Here is a 17455-nt window from a genome sequence, read left to right as displayed (position 1 = left end):
AAACAGCGTCGTCAGGATGTGAGGGGCGGGCCATCCCATAAAGCTTCCCCGACCGTTTGGCGCAGATCGCGCAAGCTATCGGGGCCAAGCCCGTAGAGATCTGGTTCTGCGACGAGGCCCGTGTCGGCCAGAAGAACACGCTCACCCGACGCTGGGCCAAGCGTGGAACGCGTCCCTCGGCGCCAAAGGATCAGCGCACGGCCTCGGCCTACCTCTTCGGAGCGATCTGTCCGGCCCGAGGCGTCGGCGCAGGCTTGGTTATGCCCCGTTGCACCACGTCGGCCATAGCCTATCATCTCGAAGAGATCTCCCGAACCGTGGCTCCGGGTGCTCACGCTGTGCTGCTGCTCGATCAGGCCGGCTGGCATACGACCAAGACGCTGCCTGTGCCCGACAACATTACCCTGCTGCCCCTTCCAGCCCGCTCGCCCGAGCTGAACCCCGTCGAAAACCTCTGGCAGTTCATGCGGGACAACTGGCTCGGCAACCGCATCTTCCGATCCTATGCCGACATCCTCGACCACTGTTGCAACGCCTGGAACAAGCTCATCGCCCAGCCCTGGCGCATCACGTCCATCGGACGGCGCCAATGGGCTCATGCATGCTGATCAATGAGAGTTGGTATTAGCCTTCTGGTGCTGATCGAGTCCAGACCCTAGATCTCTCAGCTAAGTCAGTGCAATTGCTTGAGGCGCGTCTTAGGGGGCCAGGGGGCGGCCTGCCGCTAGTCCACTCCATGTCTTCTGTTGCATCATGAACGTTCATAACTGTCAGATGTTGTTATGGAATCTGCGAACCTGACGTTGCAAATCCTCCAACCACGAGAGAACCGTTGGATCCAGCTTCGGCAACGACCCGTCATCGCGTGGCTCACGGGCCTGTCGGGCTCCGGAAAATCAAGCCTCGCCAATGCCGCCGACCAGACCCTCACTGCGCATGGGCGCCACACCATGGTGCTCGACGGCGATAATCTCCGCGTTGGCCTCAACAGCGATCTAGGGTTCAGCGCGGCCGATCGCGACGAAAACGTGCGGCGGGCGGCCGAAGCGGCGGCCCTGATGGCGGAGGCCGGACTGATCGTTCTCGTCTCATTGATCTCGCCCCATCGTGCCGAGCGTGCGAATGCACGCCGCATTGCCCGCGACTTGTCCTTCCTTGAGGTGTTTGTCAGCACTCCTCTGCAGGTCTGTGAGGCCCGTGACCCGAAGGGACTGTACCAGCGCGCCCGCAAGGGCCAAATCCCGGAATTCACAGGGGTTTCCGCGCCTTATGAGCCTCCATGCGGCCCGGACCTGACCATCGTCACCGAAGGCCGCAGCATTACAGACTCCGCCCAGCCTCTGGTGGATGCACTCTTGCGCTTGAGCAAATTGCCCTGATCGATGCCGTTTGGGTTATGCAGCTCGAGGCGAAGGCAAACGGCCGGTCAGGCGATAGTCGCAGGATTAAACGAAAAAACTAAGCGCCATTACGGGGGCCACTGAGTATGATAGCCCAGATTCAATCATGAATTTTTCATTAACAAGCTCAGAATCATGACCGAACAACCTTTAACTGATCTCGTGTTCGTCGGCGGCGCTCCAAGAAGCGGTACGACAATCTTGCATGCGGTTATCTGCACAAGTCCAAATACCAACGACTACATTGCAGAATGTAGCTATATTACAGGTATGCTGCTACCTTATTTCCGAGGATTGGAGTCATGGGATATTCATACAAAGCATTATTTCGAGAATCATGACAAATTTCTATCTTTCCATTCTGGCATCATGTCGAATATTATCAGTATGATACATAATCAACTGGATCGGCCCGCGCGCTTAACTCTCAAAGATCCAATTATGACGAGGTTTTTTCATCACGTCGCTCAAATGCTGCCTCAAGCTCGATTTGTCGTAATATATCGCGATCCTCGAGATGCAATCCTTTCGCGTCTGAACGTCTCTCGTCGACTCCAGAGCGGTTCAGAACCGTCCAAAGCAGAAATCGAAAGCGCCTGTCTTGAATATAATATAAGCTACAGTGGTATCATAGCGCATCCGCATATTTTAAACCACCGGATGATAGTCTTAAATTATAATGACTTTGTAAGCGGAAAAGAACTGTCGAAACTTGAGTCGTTTGGAATTTTCGGAATGGAGCCAGCGAAAGTCTGGTCCAGCGGTAGAACACAAATAAGTGAATACCGCGCTGATCCTTGGTCGACAGATTTATACGGTGTCGCACTAAGCCCTCGCTCTATTAATCGTCATCAGTGTGAGCTTGATTCGCAGGTAGCAGATTTTATCATGGAACAGTGCGGATGGGTTGGCAAAGCATTCGGTTACTAGCGTAGTAAGATAGGTTTAGCGCCCGCGATAATGGAGGCTGCAAGCTATACCATGTCCTCGACGAATACTTCGGACAATCGATCGATGACTCCATGGCTACCCTTCGGTAGCCTGCGTGCTGGGGTGGCCTGCGGACTGTCGAGAAACTAGCGCACTGACGCATTCATATGGTGCACGTTGCACCCTGAAAAGCGTCAACAGGACAGTGAGTTAGCGAGGTACCCATGGAGCGCCTGTCCGTGTCAGTGCACTAGTGTGCTGACACGGCAACCTCCGGTCTGAGCGGAAGCGCCCCTGCCGCCCGTCGGAGCAGGTTCATCAGGGCGCCTTGGCTGAGGTTGAGACCGAACAGATCGGACGGCGTCGTCTGCAGCCGCTCGTAGCACACTGCCTGTAATAACGTTTTTGGTTTGGATCGCTGTGGCCACCAATGGAAGAGGCTGTTTAGGCGTAGGGTGCCGGGATCGGCTTCGAGATCTCGGCATCGTTGCTAGATTCGTTCTTGGATATGGGCCAAGCAGTCGAAGTGTCGGTCGACGATGGGCTCGTCGACGAGCCGCCAGAGATGCTCGGTAGGCTGCAGTTCGGGCGTGTAGGACGGCAGGTAGATCAGCCGCAGGCCTTCGGGCACGCGCAGGCCGGGCTCCGTGGGCCAGCCCGCGCCGTCGAGGAGCAGGATGACGGTGCGTTGCTCGCCCGCTGTGGCTCGGCCGAATGCTGGCGCGTAAGCCTCCGATGCTCGTCATCGTGGCCGTGGCCAAACAAGAACGCACGCATTGCGTGGGCCCTTTTGACGAAGGACGCGATCTACCGAGCTCCGGCCGCCACCGCTTATGAGGGACGGACGCGAGGCAGCCGGAGGGTGTGAGGAGGTCGAGGGATAGGTATGGCGCAACGTCGGTGAGGCGCGGTCGGGAAAACCAGCCGTTCGGGTAGCGCTTCGAGCGCGTTTCAATGATGTGGACTTGACCCCCGTATTTCCATACCGGTCCGCGGCATGTGATCCGCCGCATCAGAGGTCGGACAACAAGGCAGTACCCGATCCCGCGCAGCGCCCGTCCAGAGGTTCTGCTTGCATCCAAAGGAGCGTCCACACATGTCCGAACGGCACGGCCACCTAGCAGCGCTTGCCACGTGGCGCCCGCCCGAAGCGACGCGCCATTTTTGCGTTGGTCGCAGTCTCGTCCAGAAACACGAGCCCGTCCGGATCGAGAAGCAGTGCCGGTTGCACCCAGCAAGAAAGTGACCACCTCAAATCTATCGTGGTCAGGTCGGTCGAACCCCATGAGCCCTTCAGAATCCAGGTAGCTGTGCTAGCCACAGAATTTGCCGGGATTGTTCGAGGTTTCCAGCACGAACTCGAGGATTTTCATCGGCCGAGCTCTGAACTCTGTCGATGAATAGCTCTACTCGGTCGGCAGTGCGTATGGCGATGACCTTTCGAGCGTCAGGTTGACATTTGAGACATCAACAAAGGCACCGACAGTACCAGTAAGATCGCACGTTTGCTGATCCGAGCCACCTACCGCGGAAACGTCGCTCCATTGACCGTCCGGGATGTTCTGTGCAGTTGGGGTGCCCTGGCTTTCCCAGACGAATCCGACCGTGCCCCAGAGGCCGCCCCAGTTATTGGCGCCGTAGCCCGCCTTCCAGGTCCCCGGTGCGCCAATCTTGTCACCTTTGATGCGAAGAGTGATGCGGGTTTTAGTTGGTGTGACCGGAAAGGACTGAACGTACGAGCGGCCCAGTGTGGAGATCGACTTGTAGCCCAACATCATCATCGACGCAGTGCAACTCGGCAGCCCCGAAGAGACCACGTCGAAGGCCAGCCACGCATCTCGCGCTTCGGGTGTTCCATAGCGGAAGTCCACCGCGTCGGTGGTTTGGACGTCCTGATACAGGTAGTTGCCCTGGTTGCCGTAGAACGTGACCAGTTGCTCCTGGATGACGGACACACCAGCCGGTGCACCAGCTGGCGAGATGAGGGGTTGGCTTAGCGTGACGGTCGTATCAGTTTTGCTGACCACGTAGGTGCCACGACGTATCCCGTTGATCGACCTGAACTTGGCGTCAAAAGCGAACTCGACGTTAGCGCCGATCTGCACGCCGGCCGTGTTGGCAAATGTGAGCGTGGTGCTCCCGGCTGGAGATGCCGCGGTCGTGATAAGCTTAGTTTGGCCCTGCTTCGTCGTACCCGGCGCTCCAATCGTCCAGTCGGCAAAGGTGCCGGAACCGGTGACTGCGGTGACGTTTAAGACAACCGCAGTGCCGCTGTACGATACGATCGTGCCGCTCATCGACTTAGATAGATCGCCGGCAACGACTGCCTTAACCGCGAAGCCGGCGGCGAAGTTTAAGCCGCTGGTCACCGTGAACGTCTTGATGCCGGTTCCGATGGAGTTCGAGCCCGAGGCCGCGTAGCCGTTCAGCATGCGAACAGCGCTGCCGACGTCCGCAGCTTTGACGCGCTTCCCCGTTACGTAGGGTGTCAGCGTGACCTGCTGGAAAATCCAGCGCCGAGGCCCGTAGACGCTCAGGCCGTCATTATAGACGATCTTAGGCGCGCCATCTCCGAGCGCACCGTCCGGGTTGTACCAAAGGTTGGGTGTTGCGCCATCAATCTTACTTCGCCTGAGCAGCAGGTCGGCTTGGACAGGAGGGGGGAGCAGGAGGGCGGCGAGCGCCGCAGCGACGAGCTTGCGCATCAGACGATCCACAGGTTGGCGCCTCTGGGATTGAAGGCAACCCAAAAATAGCAGCGACGATTAACCCTTGGACCACGAAAATTCCGTCGTGGCCGAGGCCGAAATGGCGAGCCTTCTATGAGCGATGCAACCGATTCTGACGCATCTGGCCTCATAAACGAAGCTGGATGCGAGAAGGAAATTCGACGCCCAAATCAGTTTCGCAAATTCGTCGACATGCCTCATCAAAAACGAAGTCGGTTATCTTGCAAGTCTAGGCGCCTTGGACGGAAACGGCGCCCTGGTTGAGGCCGAGGCGCTCGCCGGTGTAGCGCCCCGCGCGGATCGGGCGCCACCAGGACTCGTTGGCCAGATACCAGCGCACGGTCTCCTCCAGCGCCTGCTCGAAGTCCTTGGTCGGGTGCCACCCCACCTCGGCCTCGGCCTTGGACGGGTCGATGGCGTAGCGCCGGTCGTGGCCGGGCCGATCGGTGACGGAGGTGATGAGGCGGTCGTGGGGCGCGTGCTCGGGGCGCAGGCGGTCGAAGGCGGCGCACAGCGCCTTGACCACGGCCAGGTTGTTGCGCACCGAGCGCCCGCCGAGCAGGTAGGTCTCGCCGAGCCGCCCCTTCTCGAGCACGGCCACGAGGCCGCGGGCATGGTCCTCGACATGGATCCAGTCGCGCTCGTTGAGGCCGTCGCCGTAGACCGGCAGCGGTTTGCCCTCGAGCGCGTTGAGGATCATCAGGGGAATGAGCTTCTCGGGGAAGTGGCGCGGGCCGTAATTGTTCGAGCAGTTGGTCACCAGCACCGGCAGGCCGTAGGTCTCGTGCCAGGCGCGGGCCAGGTGGTCGGAGGCGGCCTTGGAGGCCGAGTAGGGCGAGCGCGGATCGTAGCGGCTGTCTTCGGTGAAGAAGCCGTCCGGCGGCAGCGAGCCGTAGACCTCGTCGGTGGAGACGTGGAGGAAGCGGAACCCCGCCCTGGCCGTGCCCGAGAGCCCGTCCCAATGGCTGCGGGCGCCGTCGAGCATCACCTGGGTGCCGACCACGTTGGTGCGGATGAAGGCGCCCGGATCGGTGATCGAGCGGTCGACGTGGCTCTCGGCGGCCAGATGCATCACGGCCTCGGGCCGGAAATCGGCGTAGAGGGCGTGGACCGCCTTCGGGTCGCAGATGTCGGCTTCCACCAGGCGGTGGCGGGGATCGTCGGCCAGGGGCTGGAGCGAGATCGGGTTGGCCGCGTAGGTCAGCGCATCCAGGGTGGCCACCTCGTGTCCGAGATCCTGCACCAGGTGCAGCACCAGGGCCGATCCGATGAAGCCGCAGCCGCCGGTTACCAGGATGCGCATGGGATGAACGGTCTCTCGTGAAATCGGGACGGGCGGACGATCGGGCGGTGCGGCGCTGTCGTCTCCGGCCGCGTCCCCCCCCCTGTACAGGCTTCAGAAAAGCGGCGGAAGATCGGCCAGCCGTGGGGCGATCCGGTCCTTGGCCGAGAGCTGCGCGTCGGCGTCCGTCACCGGCCAGTCGATGCCCAGCGCCGGATCGTTCCAGAGCAGGCCGCCGTCATGCTCGGGGCTGTAGACCCCGCCGGCGACCTTGTAGGCCACCATGGTGTCGGGCTCCAGGGTGCAGAAGCCGTGCCCGAAGCCGACCGGGATGTAGAGCTGCTCGCCGCCCTCCGCATCGAGCCGCACGGCCACGTGGCGGCCGTAGGTGGGCGAGGCGCGCCGCAGGTCGACGGCCACGTCCAGGATGGCGCCGGCCAGCACGCGGATCAGCTTGGCCTGGGCCATCGGAGGGCGCTGAAAGTGCAGGCCGCGCACGGTGCCCTGCGGGGCGGAGAAGGATTGGTTGTCCTGGATGAAGGCGTCGTCGATGCCGCTCGCGGCCAGGATGTCCGCCCGGTAGGTCTCCGAGAACCAGCCCCGCGCATCGCCGAAGCGCGTCGGCACCACGCGCCGCACCGCAGGAATGGTCGTCTCGATCACCTGCATGCCAGCACTCCTCGGAAACGGGGGAACCAGTACGTTCTTCAAGAAGCCTAGCTCGCCACTACCCAATTCCAATCTGGCGAAAGATGAGTTGATTGGTAGAGGCAATCGAAACTTTGGTGCATGTCGCTTGTGGATAGCCGTGAGCACCGAGAGGTTCGCAGATGCCGCGGGACCGAAGATCGGCTTCGTATAGCCGTGGACTGCTCGACCTCACAAACCTTCGTTGTCAAAGGCTTTATGATTCGTCGACCGGGCACCGCGAACCAAAGCGGCTCGAACACCTAGAAAGCTGACAGTTAAACCGATGCGATTAACCGTTCCTGACTCATAAGGGCATAGACCCTGGCCGTACAGCGGGAACCCACACCGTCAAAGTCTCCTGGACGCAGCACGAAAGCGGCCACCGAAGCTTTCAATCATGAGGCGAAAGATCGTGGCCTCTTGCCGAAAATCCCGCCTTGGTGATCAGAAACCTTGTAATGATAGAGGGAGACCGTGAAGTCTCTAATGGCGAACCCTAGATAATTGTCGGATCCAAGAATATTCTTCTCGCCGCCATAGTATAATACAATATGTGAAGCCAATCCTATGGGTAGAATTGCCCTCAAGGTGCGTAGATGGCAATCACTCGACGGCTCGACAATTCATGATACATCATCCCGATCGGACACCTCGAAATACCCCCTTCCGTACGGGGCGGTGGCGTGATTCCCTGATGCTGTCGGCGTTGGGGAGGCTCGGATGGGTCAGCCAGGGCTCTTCGATCTGGATGAGCGCTATCAGCGTCTGTCGGAGAACGGCGACCCGCTGGTGAAGCTCGCGGCCCTGATCGACTTCGAGGCTTTCCGCCCGAAGTTGGCCACTGCACTGAAGCGGTCCGATGGGTCGAAGGGGGGCCGCCCGCCCTACGATCCGGTCCTGATGTTCAAGATCCTGGTCCTTCAGACACTCTACACGCTGTCGGACGACGCCACCGAGTTCCAGATCCGGGATCGGCTCTCGTTCATGCGCTTCCTTGATCTCGGCTTCGAGGATGGCGTGCCCGACGCCAAAATGGTGTGGCTGTTCCGGGAGCACCTGACCCGGGCCGGCGCGATCGAGGAGCTGTTTGCCGCCTTCGACGCCTGGTTGAAGGGTAAGGGTTACCTCGCGATGTCGGGGCAGATCATCGATGCCTCGATCATCGCGGCTCCGCGTCAGCGCAACACCGATGCGGAGAAGGCGGCTCTCAGGGAGGGCAAGATCCCTGACGCGTGGGCGGCCAAACCAAAAAAGCTCGCGCGAGATGAGACCGCGATGCCCGCTGAACCCTAAAGCGGGCCAAGGCGCGGCCCGCAAAGGCGGACGGCACCAAGGCCAAGGTTGAGATCGCCGTTCCGATGTTCGGCGACAAGACCCACGTCTCGATCGACCGCAAGCACGGGTTCGTCCGCCGCTTCACCGTGACCAGCGCGGCCGCCCACGACGGGGCACAACTGGCCAACGTCCTCGACGCGACCAACACGGCGAGCGACGTCTGGGCCGACACCGCCTACCGCTCGAAGACCAACGAAGCGCATCTCGCCAAGAATGGCCGGCGCTCGAAGGTCCACTTCCGGCGGCAGCCCGGCCTCGATCTGACGCCGGCGCAGCGCAAGGCCAACCGCGCCCGCTCCAAGGTCCGCTCGGCCATCGAGACGGTGTTCGCCGGGCAGAAGCACCGCTTCGGCCTGTTCGTGCGCACGATCGGTTTGGCCCGTGCCCGGACCAAGATCGGGCTCGCCAACCTCGCCTACAACCTTAAGCGCTTCCTTTGGATCGAAATCTGGCCGGTGGCGGCCTGAGGGACGCTCGGGATAGCCCCCTGAGCCCGTTCACGGCCACCGCCAGATTACCAGAACGCCAGTCCAATCACGCCAAAGCTGCGAGTGGCGTCAAATCGACGGCCAAACCCCGCAATTACGGGGTTCTTCGAGGTGTCCGATCGGCACGGTCGCACTAAACAGGGAGCATATTCACAGGTTAAATGTATTCTCAAAAACGAAAATTGATCCATCGAACCCACCTTGGATCATAAAGTTCAAGTCTATCAGCAAACGACTCAGGTAAAATCGAGTGCAATTGAGCAGCCGCTGCTCATCTATTTGATAGCCATGGGATAAGGGACCGCGCCTTCCGATAGGTTCGTACGGTTGAGCGGCCAATGACCTTTGATGTTTTCTGGGTGAGACTGAGGGGGGGGCTGTGGTGAGGCACCAGCGGCGGTATCGCGGGCGCGGCAGCGGACACGACGTGGGTGGCGCGATCGTGCCGAATGCTCAGTCCGATCGCCATATCCTCTAGATAGGAGAAATGAAGGGACCGATCGAGCATATCAGGATGATGTGGATAGAGCGGAGCTGGGCGAGTCGTGGAAGTACCGTTGCAGATCCGGTTGAGTTCCTCCTCCAAGCCGATTTCCTCGGTACAATGGTACTTCAAATAATAATCTCGCGACCGCTCCCCGTGTTCCCGTAAATCCTCCACTGTGATTTCCGATATCACTTTGATAAATTCATGTGGGTACTGCCAGAGGAAGTGGCCTGCGTAAGCAATGTCCCTACTGCTGTGAAAACGCGTGAGATAGTTCTCGTGCATCAACATTGGCACTCCCGCACCCATCACTTCGATAGCCGTGCGAGCGCCTCCGATTGGGAACGATCCAATGAAAAGATCGACGTTGTTCTCAATTAAGGCTTTCCAGAGATTGGCAGTCCAGGGAATGTAGACGAGTCGGGAAGGATCGATACTCCGCTCGATCATCTTGCTGTGCATATGCTGGAGAGCACCCTCGGACATAACACCAATATGGACGTGGGAGCCGTTTCTTGCTTCCAGTCGGTCGATTATGAGCTCATGATACGGATAAAAGTAAAAATTCGAGAATTTATGCGGACTGGCAGATGAACAGGTTGTTAATCGATTTTTACTTAAAAAATCCTGCCGTACAAAATCACTACCCAGATCATTGACCGTCATAGGGATGTAAAAATTATTTCTAACTTGCTCTTTCTCGCGACAATTGCAGAAGCCTACATTGTGTATGTCGACGTGTATAGCACCCTTTAGATGGACGCCGAGGCACAGGTTGTGGTCTGCATGATGATAAAAGAGAACCTTAGTCTTCTCTGTGAACGGGCGAGCAGCAGCTATAACCACCGAATCTTGGTGATGGTTAAGTAGAATGATTCGGCTTGGCTCTAGGCGCGTGATTTGCTGTACAAGCCAGTGCAGCCGATCCAGCAGATTTCCCTTGTCGCATACAATAATGTTGGCATCGATTTCGCCGAGCCGAGACATAGCGAGATCGTCAGCTGACATCGATCCGAGGGAATTGGTCGCCAGGACCGTCGATTTGCGGCGACCCTGAGCTCGGACGATATCGCCGATCAGAGGAGACGTACCACCAGATTTGAACAGGCCAGTACAGATTATGACGGTAACGTCGTCATTTGGGATAAACTCATCTTTGTGAGCTATATTTTGATAGAATTCCTCGTGAAAAATGAGTCCGATCTTTTCACAGAGCCGATCTAATTTTTTTGAACCAATTAGTTCTCCAGGTGGATATTGGCGGTTCATCACAAGCGTAACAAAGTTGAGAAGGTCTTCTAGCGCGCCATTGTAATCTTTGTCTCTCAGGCGGCCGACTATCAGTGATTCGAGGTTGTAATACTGCGAATATTCGACAGGCTTTTTAATGTCTTGAGCCACTGGTCACCCAATCAAAGTAAGGTCGACTTTTGTAGGACACTAATTGATGCAAAACTGCGTGTCGGATTAGGTCACCGTCAGCCAGCCGTCCAAGCACGATGGTGTCAAGCATAGTAATTTTCGCAATCCGGATGCGCGATAAACTCGTATGCCGCGTAAGGAGCTATTCACAACCGTCCTGTCATCGTACAAAGAGGTAAAGCCTGCACCAACATCCTGGGAAGCCCACGTAATTCGCTTCTAGATTCAAGCCTAACCCAGAACCGCAGAACCTGCCGCAGCCATGACGGCGCAGCAGTTTGAATTGGAACCTTGACAGGGTGGAAGCCGTCCCGCGGTTTGGTTTAGTACCGTGCCGTCTCTGGAGCGACTCCTTCGAGCGGTACCCAGGAAGCTTCTTAGTCAGCCTGGTCAGAATCAGTGCCAGACGGCGTCGGTTTGCTTCGCCCGGCCGTAGACCTGATCTTCTTCTGCCGGACGGAATTCAGCGGTTCGTCGGTAATGATGATCTTGCTGGGCGCCTTGTATGGCGCTAGCACCGCCTTGCAAGCAAGTCGGACGCGCAGCTTCAGTGATTCGACGGTTTCCGGCTCTCTGACCCGGATCTTGGCCGTGACGACCTGCCCAAGGATCTTGTGCGGCTCTGCCAGCACGACCACGTCCTCGACGTTGTCGATGCCGAGAATGACTTCTTCCACCTCAACTGGATAGACCTTTTGGCCACCGACATTGATGATGTCCGTCACTCGACCCAGAATTCGCAGCCATTCTCCGTCGACCTCGACCCGGTCCTGCGTGTTGAACCAGCCCTCTTCGTCGAATCCGCTGGCAGCGTTCAGGTAGCCCTCCATCCGGTAGCTCGACTTGATCCAGAGAACTCCGTCCCGGACCTCAGTACGGAAGCCCTCGCCACCGACCCTGAGCCACAGAGAGCCATCCGGACGCGATTGGGATCGCAGGACACCGACTTCAGAGAGACCATAGGTCTGCTGCAGCTGCACGCCGGGGAACGCTGCCCGCAGACGGTCGAGGGTCACCTGCGGCATGACTTCGGTGCCGTACGTGATGCGCTTGATCGACGACATGTCGAATTCCTCGTGCGCTCGCACCATCAGCATGATGTTCAGGAACGAGGGCGTCACGGGAAGCAACTCGACTTTGTAACGCTCGATGGCCGCCGCAACCTTCGCGATGGAGCGGTCGTCAACGGTGACCACCGTTCCGAGGCTCGAGGTGATCGCGAGGATCGTGTTGATTCCCCCGAAATGGTCGATCATCAGGAATGGGATCGTGACCATCGGCGCGCGCTGAACCCGGAATTTTTCAGCGACCTGCTCGAAGTCGTGGAGAATCCCCTTCGGTGCGCCGGTCGATCCGGAACTGAACAGGATCAATCCAGCCTTTTCCTTCGCAAGGAACTGGCTGAGCAGGGCGTTTTCCACCGGGACCTGCTTTTCGGACAGGCTGAACTCTCGTCCGGCGGGATCGAACTCGGCGATCCAGTCCGCCCCCGAGACACCGAGGGCGACATCCTGCTCGATCACCGACTCGCGGGTGAGCGGGATGACGATGCAGCGATCGAGGCCGAGGGCCAGGATGAGACATACCACTTCCGGCGAAAAATCGCCGACGACCACCACCTTGTGGCCCGGCCGGACACCTGCCTCCTGCGCGCGGCGGCTAAAGCCATCGACCAGCGCGACCACCTCCCCATAGGTGACCTTCCGGTCGTTGTGGATGAAGGCGATGGTGTCCGGATGCTCTCCGAATCGCTCGAGAAGCCAGTTCATCCCTTGTCCTTTACCAAGTCCGCGACGACGAGCTTGATCAGCGCATAGGAGGTGAGATCGGCGGCCTCCTCGTCCGGGACCGAGACACCAAACTCTTCCTCGACAGCGAGGATCAGGTCCATGTGCTTGATGGAATCCCAGCTCTCCACGTTGTCCATGCTCGTATTCTGATCGATCGAATTCTCATCGATTTCCAGAATCGCTGCAATTACCGACTTAAGCTTCATCTCATCCAGCATAATGAATCTTAATCCATTGAGATTGTTGCTTTTCCAGCGTCGCAAGTGGGGTTACGTAGGTCCGCTCCCCTTCGCTGGTTTCCTCCGGTGCAAGCCCAAGCCGGTCGAAGAAATCTTCCACGAGGTTGTTCTTCGCGGACCGGACGAAGCGCCCCCGGAGGCGTGAGCAGCCCCTGCGCGCAGCATCCCGCGCAATGTAAGGCCAGATACTGAATTCGACCCCGCGGCCGATGACACGACAGCTCATGAGGAAGGCCTCAACCTCGACGACGTCATCCTCGTAGCGAACGACCCCAACCCCGGTAAGGCCGGCGCTGCCAAACTTATCCTTCACCGTCAGCGAGTAAACCTCCCGGTCTTCACTTGCCATGGCAGCAAGAATCTCAGCCTGTGTGTACCGGCGTGTCGTCAGGTTGAATTGGTTCGATTTCTGCGTCAGCTCGCTGATCCGCGCCACGTTCGCCTCGGCGTTACGCAAAAGCTCGACCTCCAACTCCAGAGAGACGATGTAGTCTTCCTGGGACGAGAACTGAGCCTTAAGGGCTTCGGCGGCAGCCTTCTGCTTATATTGCTGCGTCTTCGCGCTGCTCTCGGCCGAGACGCCACCGGCAAGGAACAGCGCCTTGATGTTCCCGACAACGTCCGGGTATTCGGTGAGGGCCTTGGGCACCTGAAACACCGTCACTGCGGGAACCTGCGACTGCACGCCCTCGAGTTCGAAGGAGGAATCGTCGAGGAAAACGATGCTGTCGAGGCCGACATTGAGCTCCGTTGCGATGGCCCGGAGGTTCGTCGATTTATCGTCCCAGTTGATCTTCCTGATGGTCAGATTCTCCGAGCGGATCGGCATGTCAGGATGTCGAGACAGCACTTCCTCGACATCCGCGGGATTGTTCTTGGTACACAGGCAGAGAATGACACCGGCCCTTTCGAGCCCGAGAAACTCCTGCTGTGCCCTCCAGTACACGTTCCCGGGATACTCGAACGGAGACAGCTTGATCCCCTCGACGAGGTCCTCCCCGACAACCCCACCCCAGAGGGTGTTGTCGCAGTCGAGGGCCAGCACCTTGTAGAAGTAGGTGCCGTAGGCCCGGGTGGCCTTTGCAGTCCGGCGTCCAATCTCGTTGAGCATCGGCAGCGCGTAGGGCGCCTTGGCCTGGGCGTAGAAGCGGCGGTCGATCGCTGCCGATAACCCGACATCGGTCAGGATCCCGGGCATGTCGAAGAGGGCCGCGGGCGTGGCCTCCGCGACCACATTGGCGAGCATCTCCCGAAAAGTCTGCAGGACGGCGGACACCCGGTCCGGCTGACGCGGCTGTGCTGAAGGCCAGGTCCTGTGGAACTGGCCGACGAGCACCGTCGGGATCGGGTGCGTGGCGGCGAGAGCAAGACGATAGCGCTCGGCCAGCTCTTCGCCCTTGGCCGCGATAACCGAGTCGTCGAGCCCGGCAGCAATTTGTGCCTCGAAGGCAGGCATCAGGTTATCGAAGAAGGGAAGGACCAGCAGCACGTCCACGCCGGCCTGAACGAATGTCTCGACGTCCTGTGCAACGCTGTCGTAGAGGCCAACCTGAACTTGCAGCCGCACCCCAGCCAGCAGTGCATGGCGACGCAGGTAGAGGGCGAGGCGATCCACCTGCACGTTGGAGGAAAGACCGAGCGTGACGTCCTTGAGGCCGTCTTCGGTCTTCTCCAGAAAGGCAACGCTCTTCTGGACCTGGAGGAAACTGGCTGCCGGATCGGCCAGGAGGGCTCGGGCGCTCGCTCTGTCATTGGTGCTCATGACATCGTCAGTCCACCATTGACCGCCAACGTGTGTCCAGTGACGAAGGCGGCCGAGTCCGAGGCGAGATAGGCAACGGCGGCTGCGACGTCCTCCGGCGTGGACAACCGGCGAAGGGGCGTTTGGCGCGCCACCATCATCTGTACCTTTTCGGGGATGTCGCCGATCAAAGTCGTCTCCGTCATTCCCGGGGCGACGCAGTTGACCGTCACGCCCGACGGACCGAGCTCCGCCGCGAGGTATCGGGACATTGTCGCGAGGGCGGACTTGCCGACCGCATAGGAGGTCCAGGACACGGACGGGTTCCCCTGCACTACCTGGGACGTGATGTTTACAATCCGCCCTGCACGCACCTCGGTCATCTGAGGCAGACAGGCCTTGATCATTTCAAAGGCGCCGCGGACCTGCACGTCGAGGTGCTTCTGCATGTCCGTCCAGGCCAGTGCCTGTATGGGCTTCGCATCGATCGGCGGGGCCGCGTTGTTCACCAGCACCCCAACACCCCCGAAGGCCCGGATGGCGGCTTCCGCAATTGACCCTGCGGTGCCCGGCACGGTGAGATCACCCTGCACGGCGATAGCTCCTGGACCGTTCGCCGACAATTCACGCACTAGTGCCTCGGCCCGGTCCCGCCGGCCACGGTAATGGACCACCACTGCATGACCTTCCGCGGCCAGGCGGCGGGAAATTGCGCCGCCGATCCCGCCCGAGCCGCCGGTCACGATGGCGACCCGGCGCCGATCCGCTTCGGGAGCCACCTCGGCCACTTGCCGGGTTACCAGAACTTTGACCTTGGCGCGTCCCGACAGGATCAGATCACCATTCTGGTTCGTGATCCGGGTTTCGAGGTCGAGCAGTCTGTCGCGCTCGTGCTTCTTGAGGACGGTGCAACCAATCTCCAGGGTGTCCCCGAGTCGCACCGGGCGGTGGAACTCCATGTTTTGGGAGACCCAGAGAGCCCCCGGTCCCGGAAGCTTGGTTCCGATCACCGTGGAGAGGAAGCTTGCGCCGAGCATTCCATGGACCACGATGTCTTTGAATGGCGTCGTCTCCGCGTAGACGGGATCGACGTGCAGCGGATTGTCGTCACCGGTCAACTCAACGAAACGGCGGACGTCGTCCGCCGTGATCGTCTTGCTGAGGGTTCGGACGTCGCCGACCTGGATCGCGTTGAAATCGTGGAACATGTCAGCCGACCGAATTGATCTCGTGGCTCACGGCCGTAACCGGAGACCAGCGCCAGACGCTCGCACCGAAGCTGAAGCCGGCACCGACCGCCGCAAAGACGACCGTGTCGCCGTTCTTCAGACGGTTGTGCGCCACCGCCTCGCTCAAGGCAATCGCCGTCGAGGCGGCCCCGGTATTTCCGATGCGGCCGACGTTCGTATAGGTCTTCCCCATATCCCCGCCCATCTTGCGGACCAAATATTCTATCAGACGAAGATTGGCCTGATGGAACACGAAGAAGTCTGCCTCGCGATAATTAATGCCGGACTTTTCGCTCGCGCGACGAATGACCGTCGGCAGATGCGTGATGGCCTGCTTCCAGGTCGCGATCCCGTTCAGCTCCATCGTGTCGATCGCCGAGTCGAAGGGGCGATCGGGACGTGTGAAGGTCGAGCCACCGCCGCGCACCCGGACGGCTTCGTAGTTGGAGCTGTCCGTATGGAACGCCGAACTTAGAATACCGGCGCCGGGTACCCGACCCAGCACCACCGCCCCAGCTCCGTCACTGTGATAGATCGCGGCGTCGGCGTTGCTGCGCGAGATGAAGCGGCTATTCATCTCGACACCAATGACCAGGGCGTTACGGACCTCCGGATCGAGCCGCATCCTGTCGCTGGCAACGGTCAGCCCCGTGACGAAGCCGGCGCAGTTCGCCTGGACGTCCAGCATCTGTCCACCCTTCACACCGAGATCCGCATGGATCTTGGAGGCCAACGCGGGGAAGCGGTAATCGGCGGAGAAGGTGCAGCAGATGATCAAGTCGATCTGCGACGCATCAATCCTGGCACTCGCCATCGCATCCCTAGCCGCGAACAGGGAAAGGCCCGAAGCCGTTTCGTCTGGGGCTGCTAGGTAGCGCCGCTCGATACCCGTCTTTTCGAGGATCCAGTCGGGTGTGATCTCGAGGTTCCGGCAGAGGGTCTCGTTGTCCTCGACGATGGAGCCGAGACGATGGCCGACACCGGTGATCGCGATCCCGCTGGGTTCAGCCAGACTCATGCCGCCATTCCCTCGTTCCGTGCCGCCATGAATTCTACCAACTCCGTGTTGTGTTCGCGAATTTCGGCGAAGATCGCCGTACGACCATGACCGGGGCAGACCAGGGTCGCCGGATCAATCGTATCCCAGACTTTCCGGAGGCTGCTGCGCAGCACGTCGGGATCCTCACCGGGTATCTTCGAGAGGCCGAGGCCGCCACTGTAAAGCGTATCACCCGAGAAGCAGGTGCCGTCGATCTCGATGAGACAGCTCCCGGGTGAATGTCCGGGGACGAGGCGATGGCGGATCGACACCTCGCCAATTCGCGTCTCGCCGACCTCGTCTTGAAGGAGGGAGAAGCGCGGAAGCTTTAGCTTGGCGGGAATTTTGAAGGCCATCATGAGAAAATTGGCGACCTTGGCCGTCTTCGCGTCGGCGGCATGAAGATAAACGTCCGACTCGAACGCATTCTGCAGCACGGAAGCGGAGCCGATATGGTCGAAATGTCCGTGGGTGCAGAAGATAGCCGCCGGACGCACGTCGAGGGCCTTCAAGCCAGCCAGGATCGGTCCCGGGTCGAGGCCGGTATCGACCACGATGGCGCCCCCGGGAACGGGGCCCGTCCAGAGGTAGCTATTTGCGGGGAACACGCCCGCACAAATCTGCCACACGTTTTCCGATATCTGCTTCATCGGC

Annotated in this window: 12 protein-coding genes and 4 pseudogenes; 4 read left to right on the top strand and 12 right to left on the bottom strand. The window is 59.6% G+C overall.

Annotated features, from left to right (window positions below; translation table 11 throughout):
- Positions 1–86: 86 nt before the first annotated feature.
- The 3 genes and pseudogenes from J7U37_RS15405 to J7U37_RS15395 form a co-directional block, all read left to right on the top strand.
- Positions 87–608: pseudogene (locus J7U37_RS15405) on the top strand (IS630 family transposase); the annotation flags it as partial.
- A gap of 174 nt (positions 609–782) precedes the next feature.
- Positions 783–1379, top strand: coding sequence for an adenylyl-sulfate kinase (cysC, locus tag J7U37_RS15400; RefSeq protein WP_247636290.1), 597 nt, complete (start codon positions 783–785; stop codon positions 1377–1379).
- A 156-nt stretch (positions 1380–1535) separates the two neighbouring features.
- Positions 1536–2330 carry a sulfotransferase gene (locus tag J7U37_RS15395; RefSeq protein ID WP_247636289.1) on the top strand — a complete coding sequence of 265 codons (795 nt, stop codon included), beginning with the start codon at positions 1536–1538 and terminating at the stop codon, positions 2328–2330.
- A 490-nt stretch (positions 2331–2820) separates the two neighbouring features.
- On the opposite strand, the pseudogene J7U37_RS15390 reads toward J7U37_RS15395, so the two are convergent.
- From J7U37_RS15390 to rfbC, 5 genes and pseudogenes are all read right to left on the bottom strand, one after another.
- A pseudogene (locus tag J7U37_RS15390) lies at positions 2821–3018 on the bottom strand (transposase); the annotation flags it as partial.
- A 432-nt stretch (positions 3019–3450) separates the two neighbouring features.
- Positions 3451–3549, bottom strand: a pseudogene (locus tag J7U37_RS15385) (IS630 family transposase); the annotation flags it as partial.
- 187 nt (positions 3550–3736) lie between these two features.
- Entirely contained in the window at positions 3737–5035 is a 1299-nt protein-coding gene (locus tag J7U37_RS15380) for a hypothetical protein (RefSeq protein WP_247636287.1), read from the bottom strand.
- Between the two features lie 253 nt (positions 5036–5288).
- The gene (gene rfbB, locus J7U37_RS15375) at positions 5289–6362 is read right to left on the bottom strand and encodes a dTDP-glucose 4,6-dehydratase (protein WP_247636286.1); all 1074 of its coding nucleotides are present in this window, start codon (positions 6360–6362) and stop codon (positions 5289–5291) included.
- Between the two features lie 93 nt (positions 6363–6455).
- Entirely contained in the window at positions 6456–7010 is a 555-nt protein-coding gene (gene rfbC / locus J7U37_RS15370; protein ID WP_247636285.1) for a dTDP-4-dehydrorhamnose 3,5-epimerase, read from the bottom strand.
- A gap of 741 nt (positions 7011–7751) precedes the next feature.
- Between rfbC and J7U37_RS15365 the strand changes: the two are divergent.
- Positions 7752–8833: pseudogene (locus J7U37_RS15365) on the top strand (IS5 family transposase).
- Positions 8834–9125: 292 nt separating this feature from the next.
- Here the strand turns inward: J7U37_RS15365 and J7U37_RS15360 are convergent.
- From J7U37_RS15360 to J7U37_RS15330, 7 genes are all read right to left on the bottom strand, one after another.
- A complete protein-coding gene (locus J7U37_RS15360) occupies positions 9126–10742 on the bottom strand; it encodes a hypothetical protein (protein ID WP_247636284.1) in 1617 nt (538 codons plus the stop codon).
- 398 nt (positions 10743–11140) lie between these two features.
- Positions 11141–12532, bottom strand: coding sequence for a long-chain fatty acid--CoA ligase (locus J7U37_RS15355; RefSeq protein WP_247636283.1), 1392 nt, complete (start codon positions 12530–12532; stop codon positions 11141–11143).
- Complete coding sequence (locus J7U37_RS15350) at positions 12529–12771, bottom strand: acyl carrier protein (protein WP_247636282.1); 243 nt, start codon at positions 12769–12771, stop codon at positions 12529–12531. Before J7U37_RS15350 ends, J7U37_RS15355 begins: the two co-directional genes overlap by 4 nt.
- Positions 12761–14554, bottom strand: a complete 1794-nt coding sequence (locus J7U37_RS15345; RefSeq protein ID WP_247636281.1) for an HAD-IIIC family phosphatase — start codon at positions 14552–14554, stop codon at positions 12761–12763. Before J7U37_RS15345 ends, J7U37_RS15350 begins: the two co-directional genes overlap by 11 nt.
- A complete protein-coding gene (locus J7U37_RS15340) occupies positions 14551–15741 on the bottom strand; it encodes an SDR family oxidoreductase (protein ID WP_247636280.1) in 1191 nt (396 codons plus the stop codon). The genes J7U37_RS15345 and J7U37_RS15340 overlap by 4 nt, the downstream gene beginning before the upstream one ends.
- A 1-nt stretch (position 15742) precedes the next feature.
- Positions 15743–16780, bottom strand: a complete 1038-nt coding sequence (locus J7U37_RS15335; RefSeq protein WP_247636279.1) for a ketoacyl-ACP synthase III — start codon at positions 16778–16780, stop codon at positions 15743–15745.
- Complete coding sequence (locus tag J7U37_RS15330; protein ID WP_247636278.1) at positions 16777–17451, bottom strand: MBL fold metallo-hydrolase; 675 nt, start codon at positions 17449–17451, stop codon at positions 16777–16779. The genes J7U37_RS15335 and J7U37_RS15330 overlap by 4 nt, the downstream gene beginning before the upstream one ends.
- Between the last annotated feature and the right edge of the window lie 4 nt (positions 17452–17455).

The organism is Methylobacterium sp. 37f, from assembly GCF_023093475.1.
In the GTDB taxonomy this organism is placed as follows: Bacteria; Pseudomonadota; Alphaproteobacteria; order Rhizobiales; family Beijerinckiaceae; genus Methylobacterium.
The sequence above is the reverse complement of the archived record's forward strand: the minus strand, read 5'-3'. Positions and strand labels throughout refer to the sequence as shown.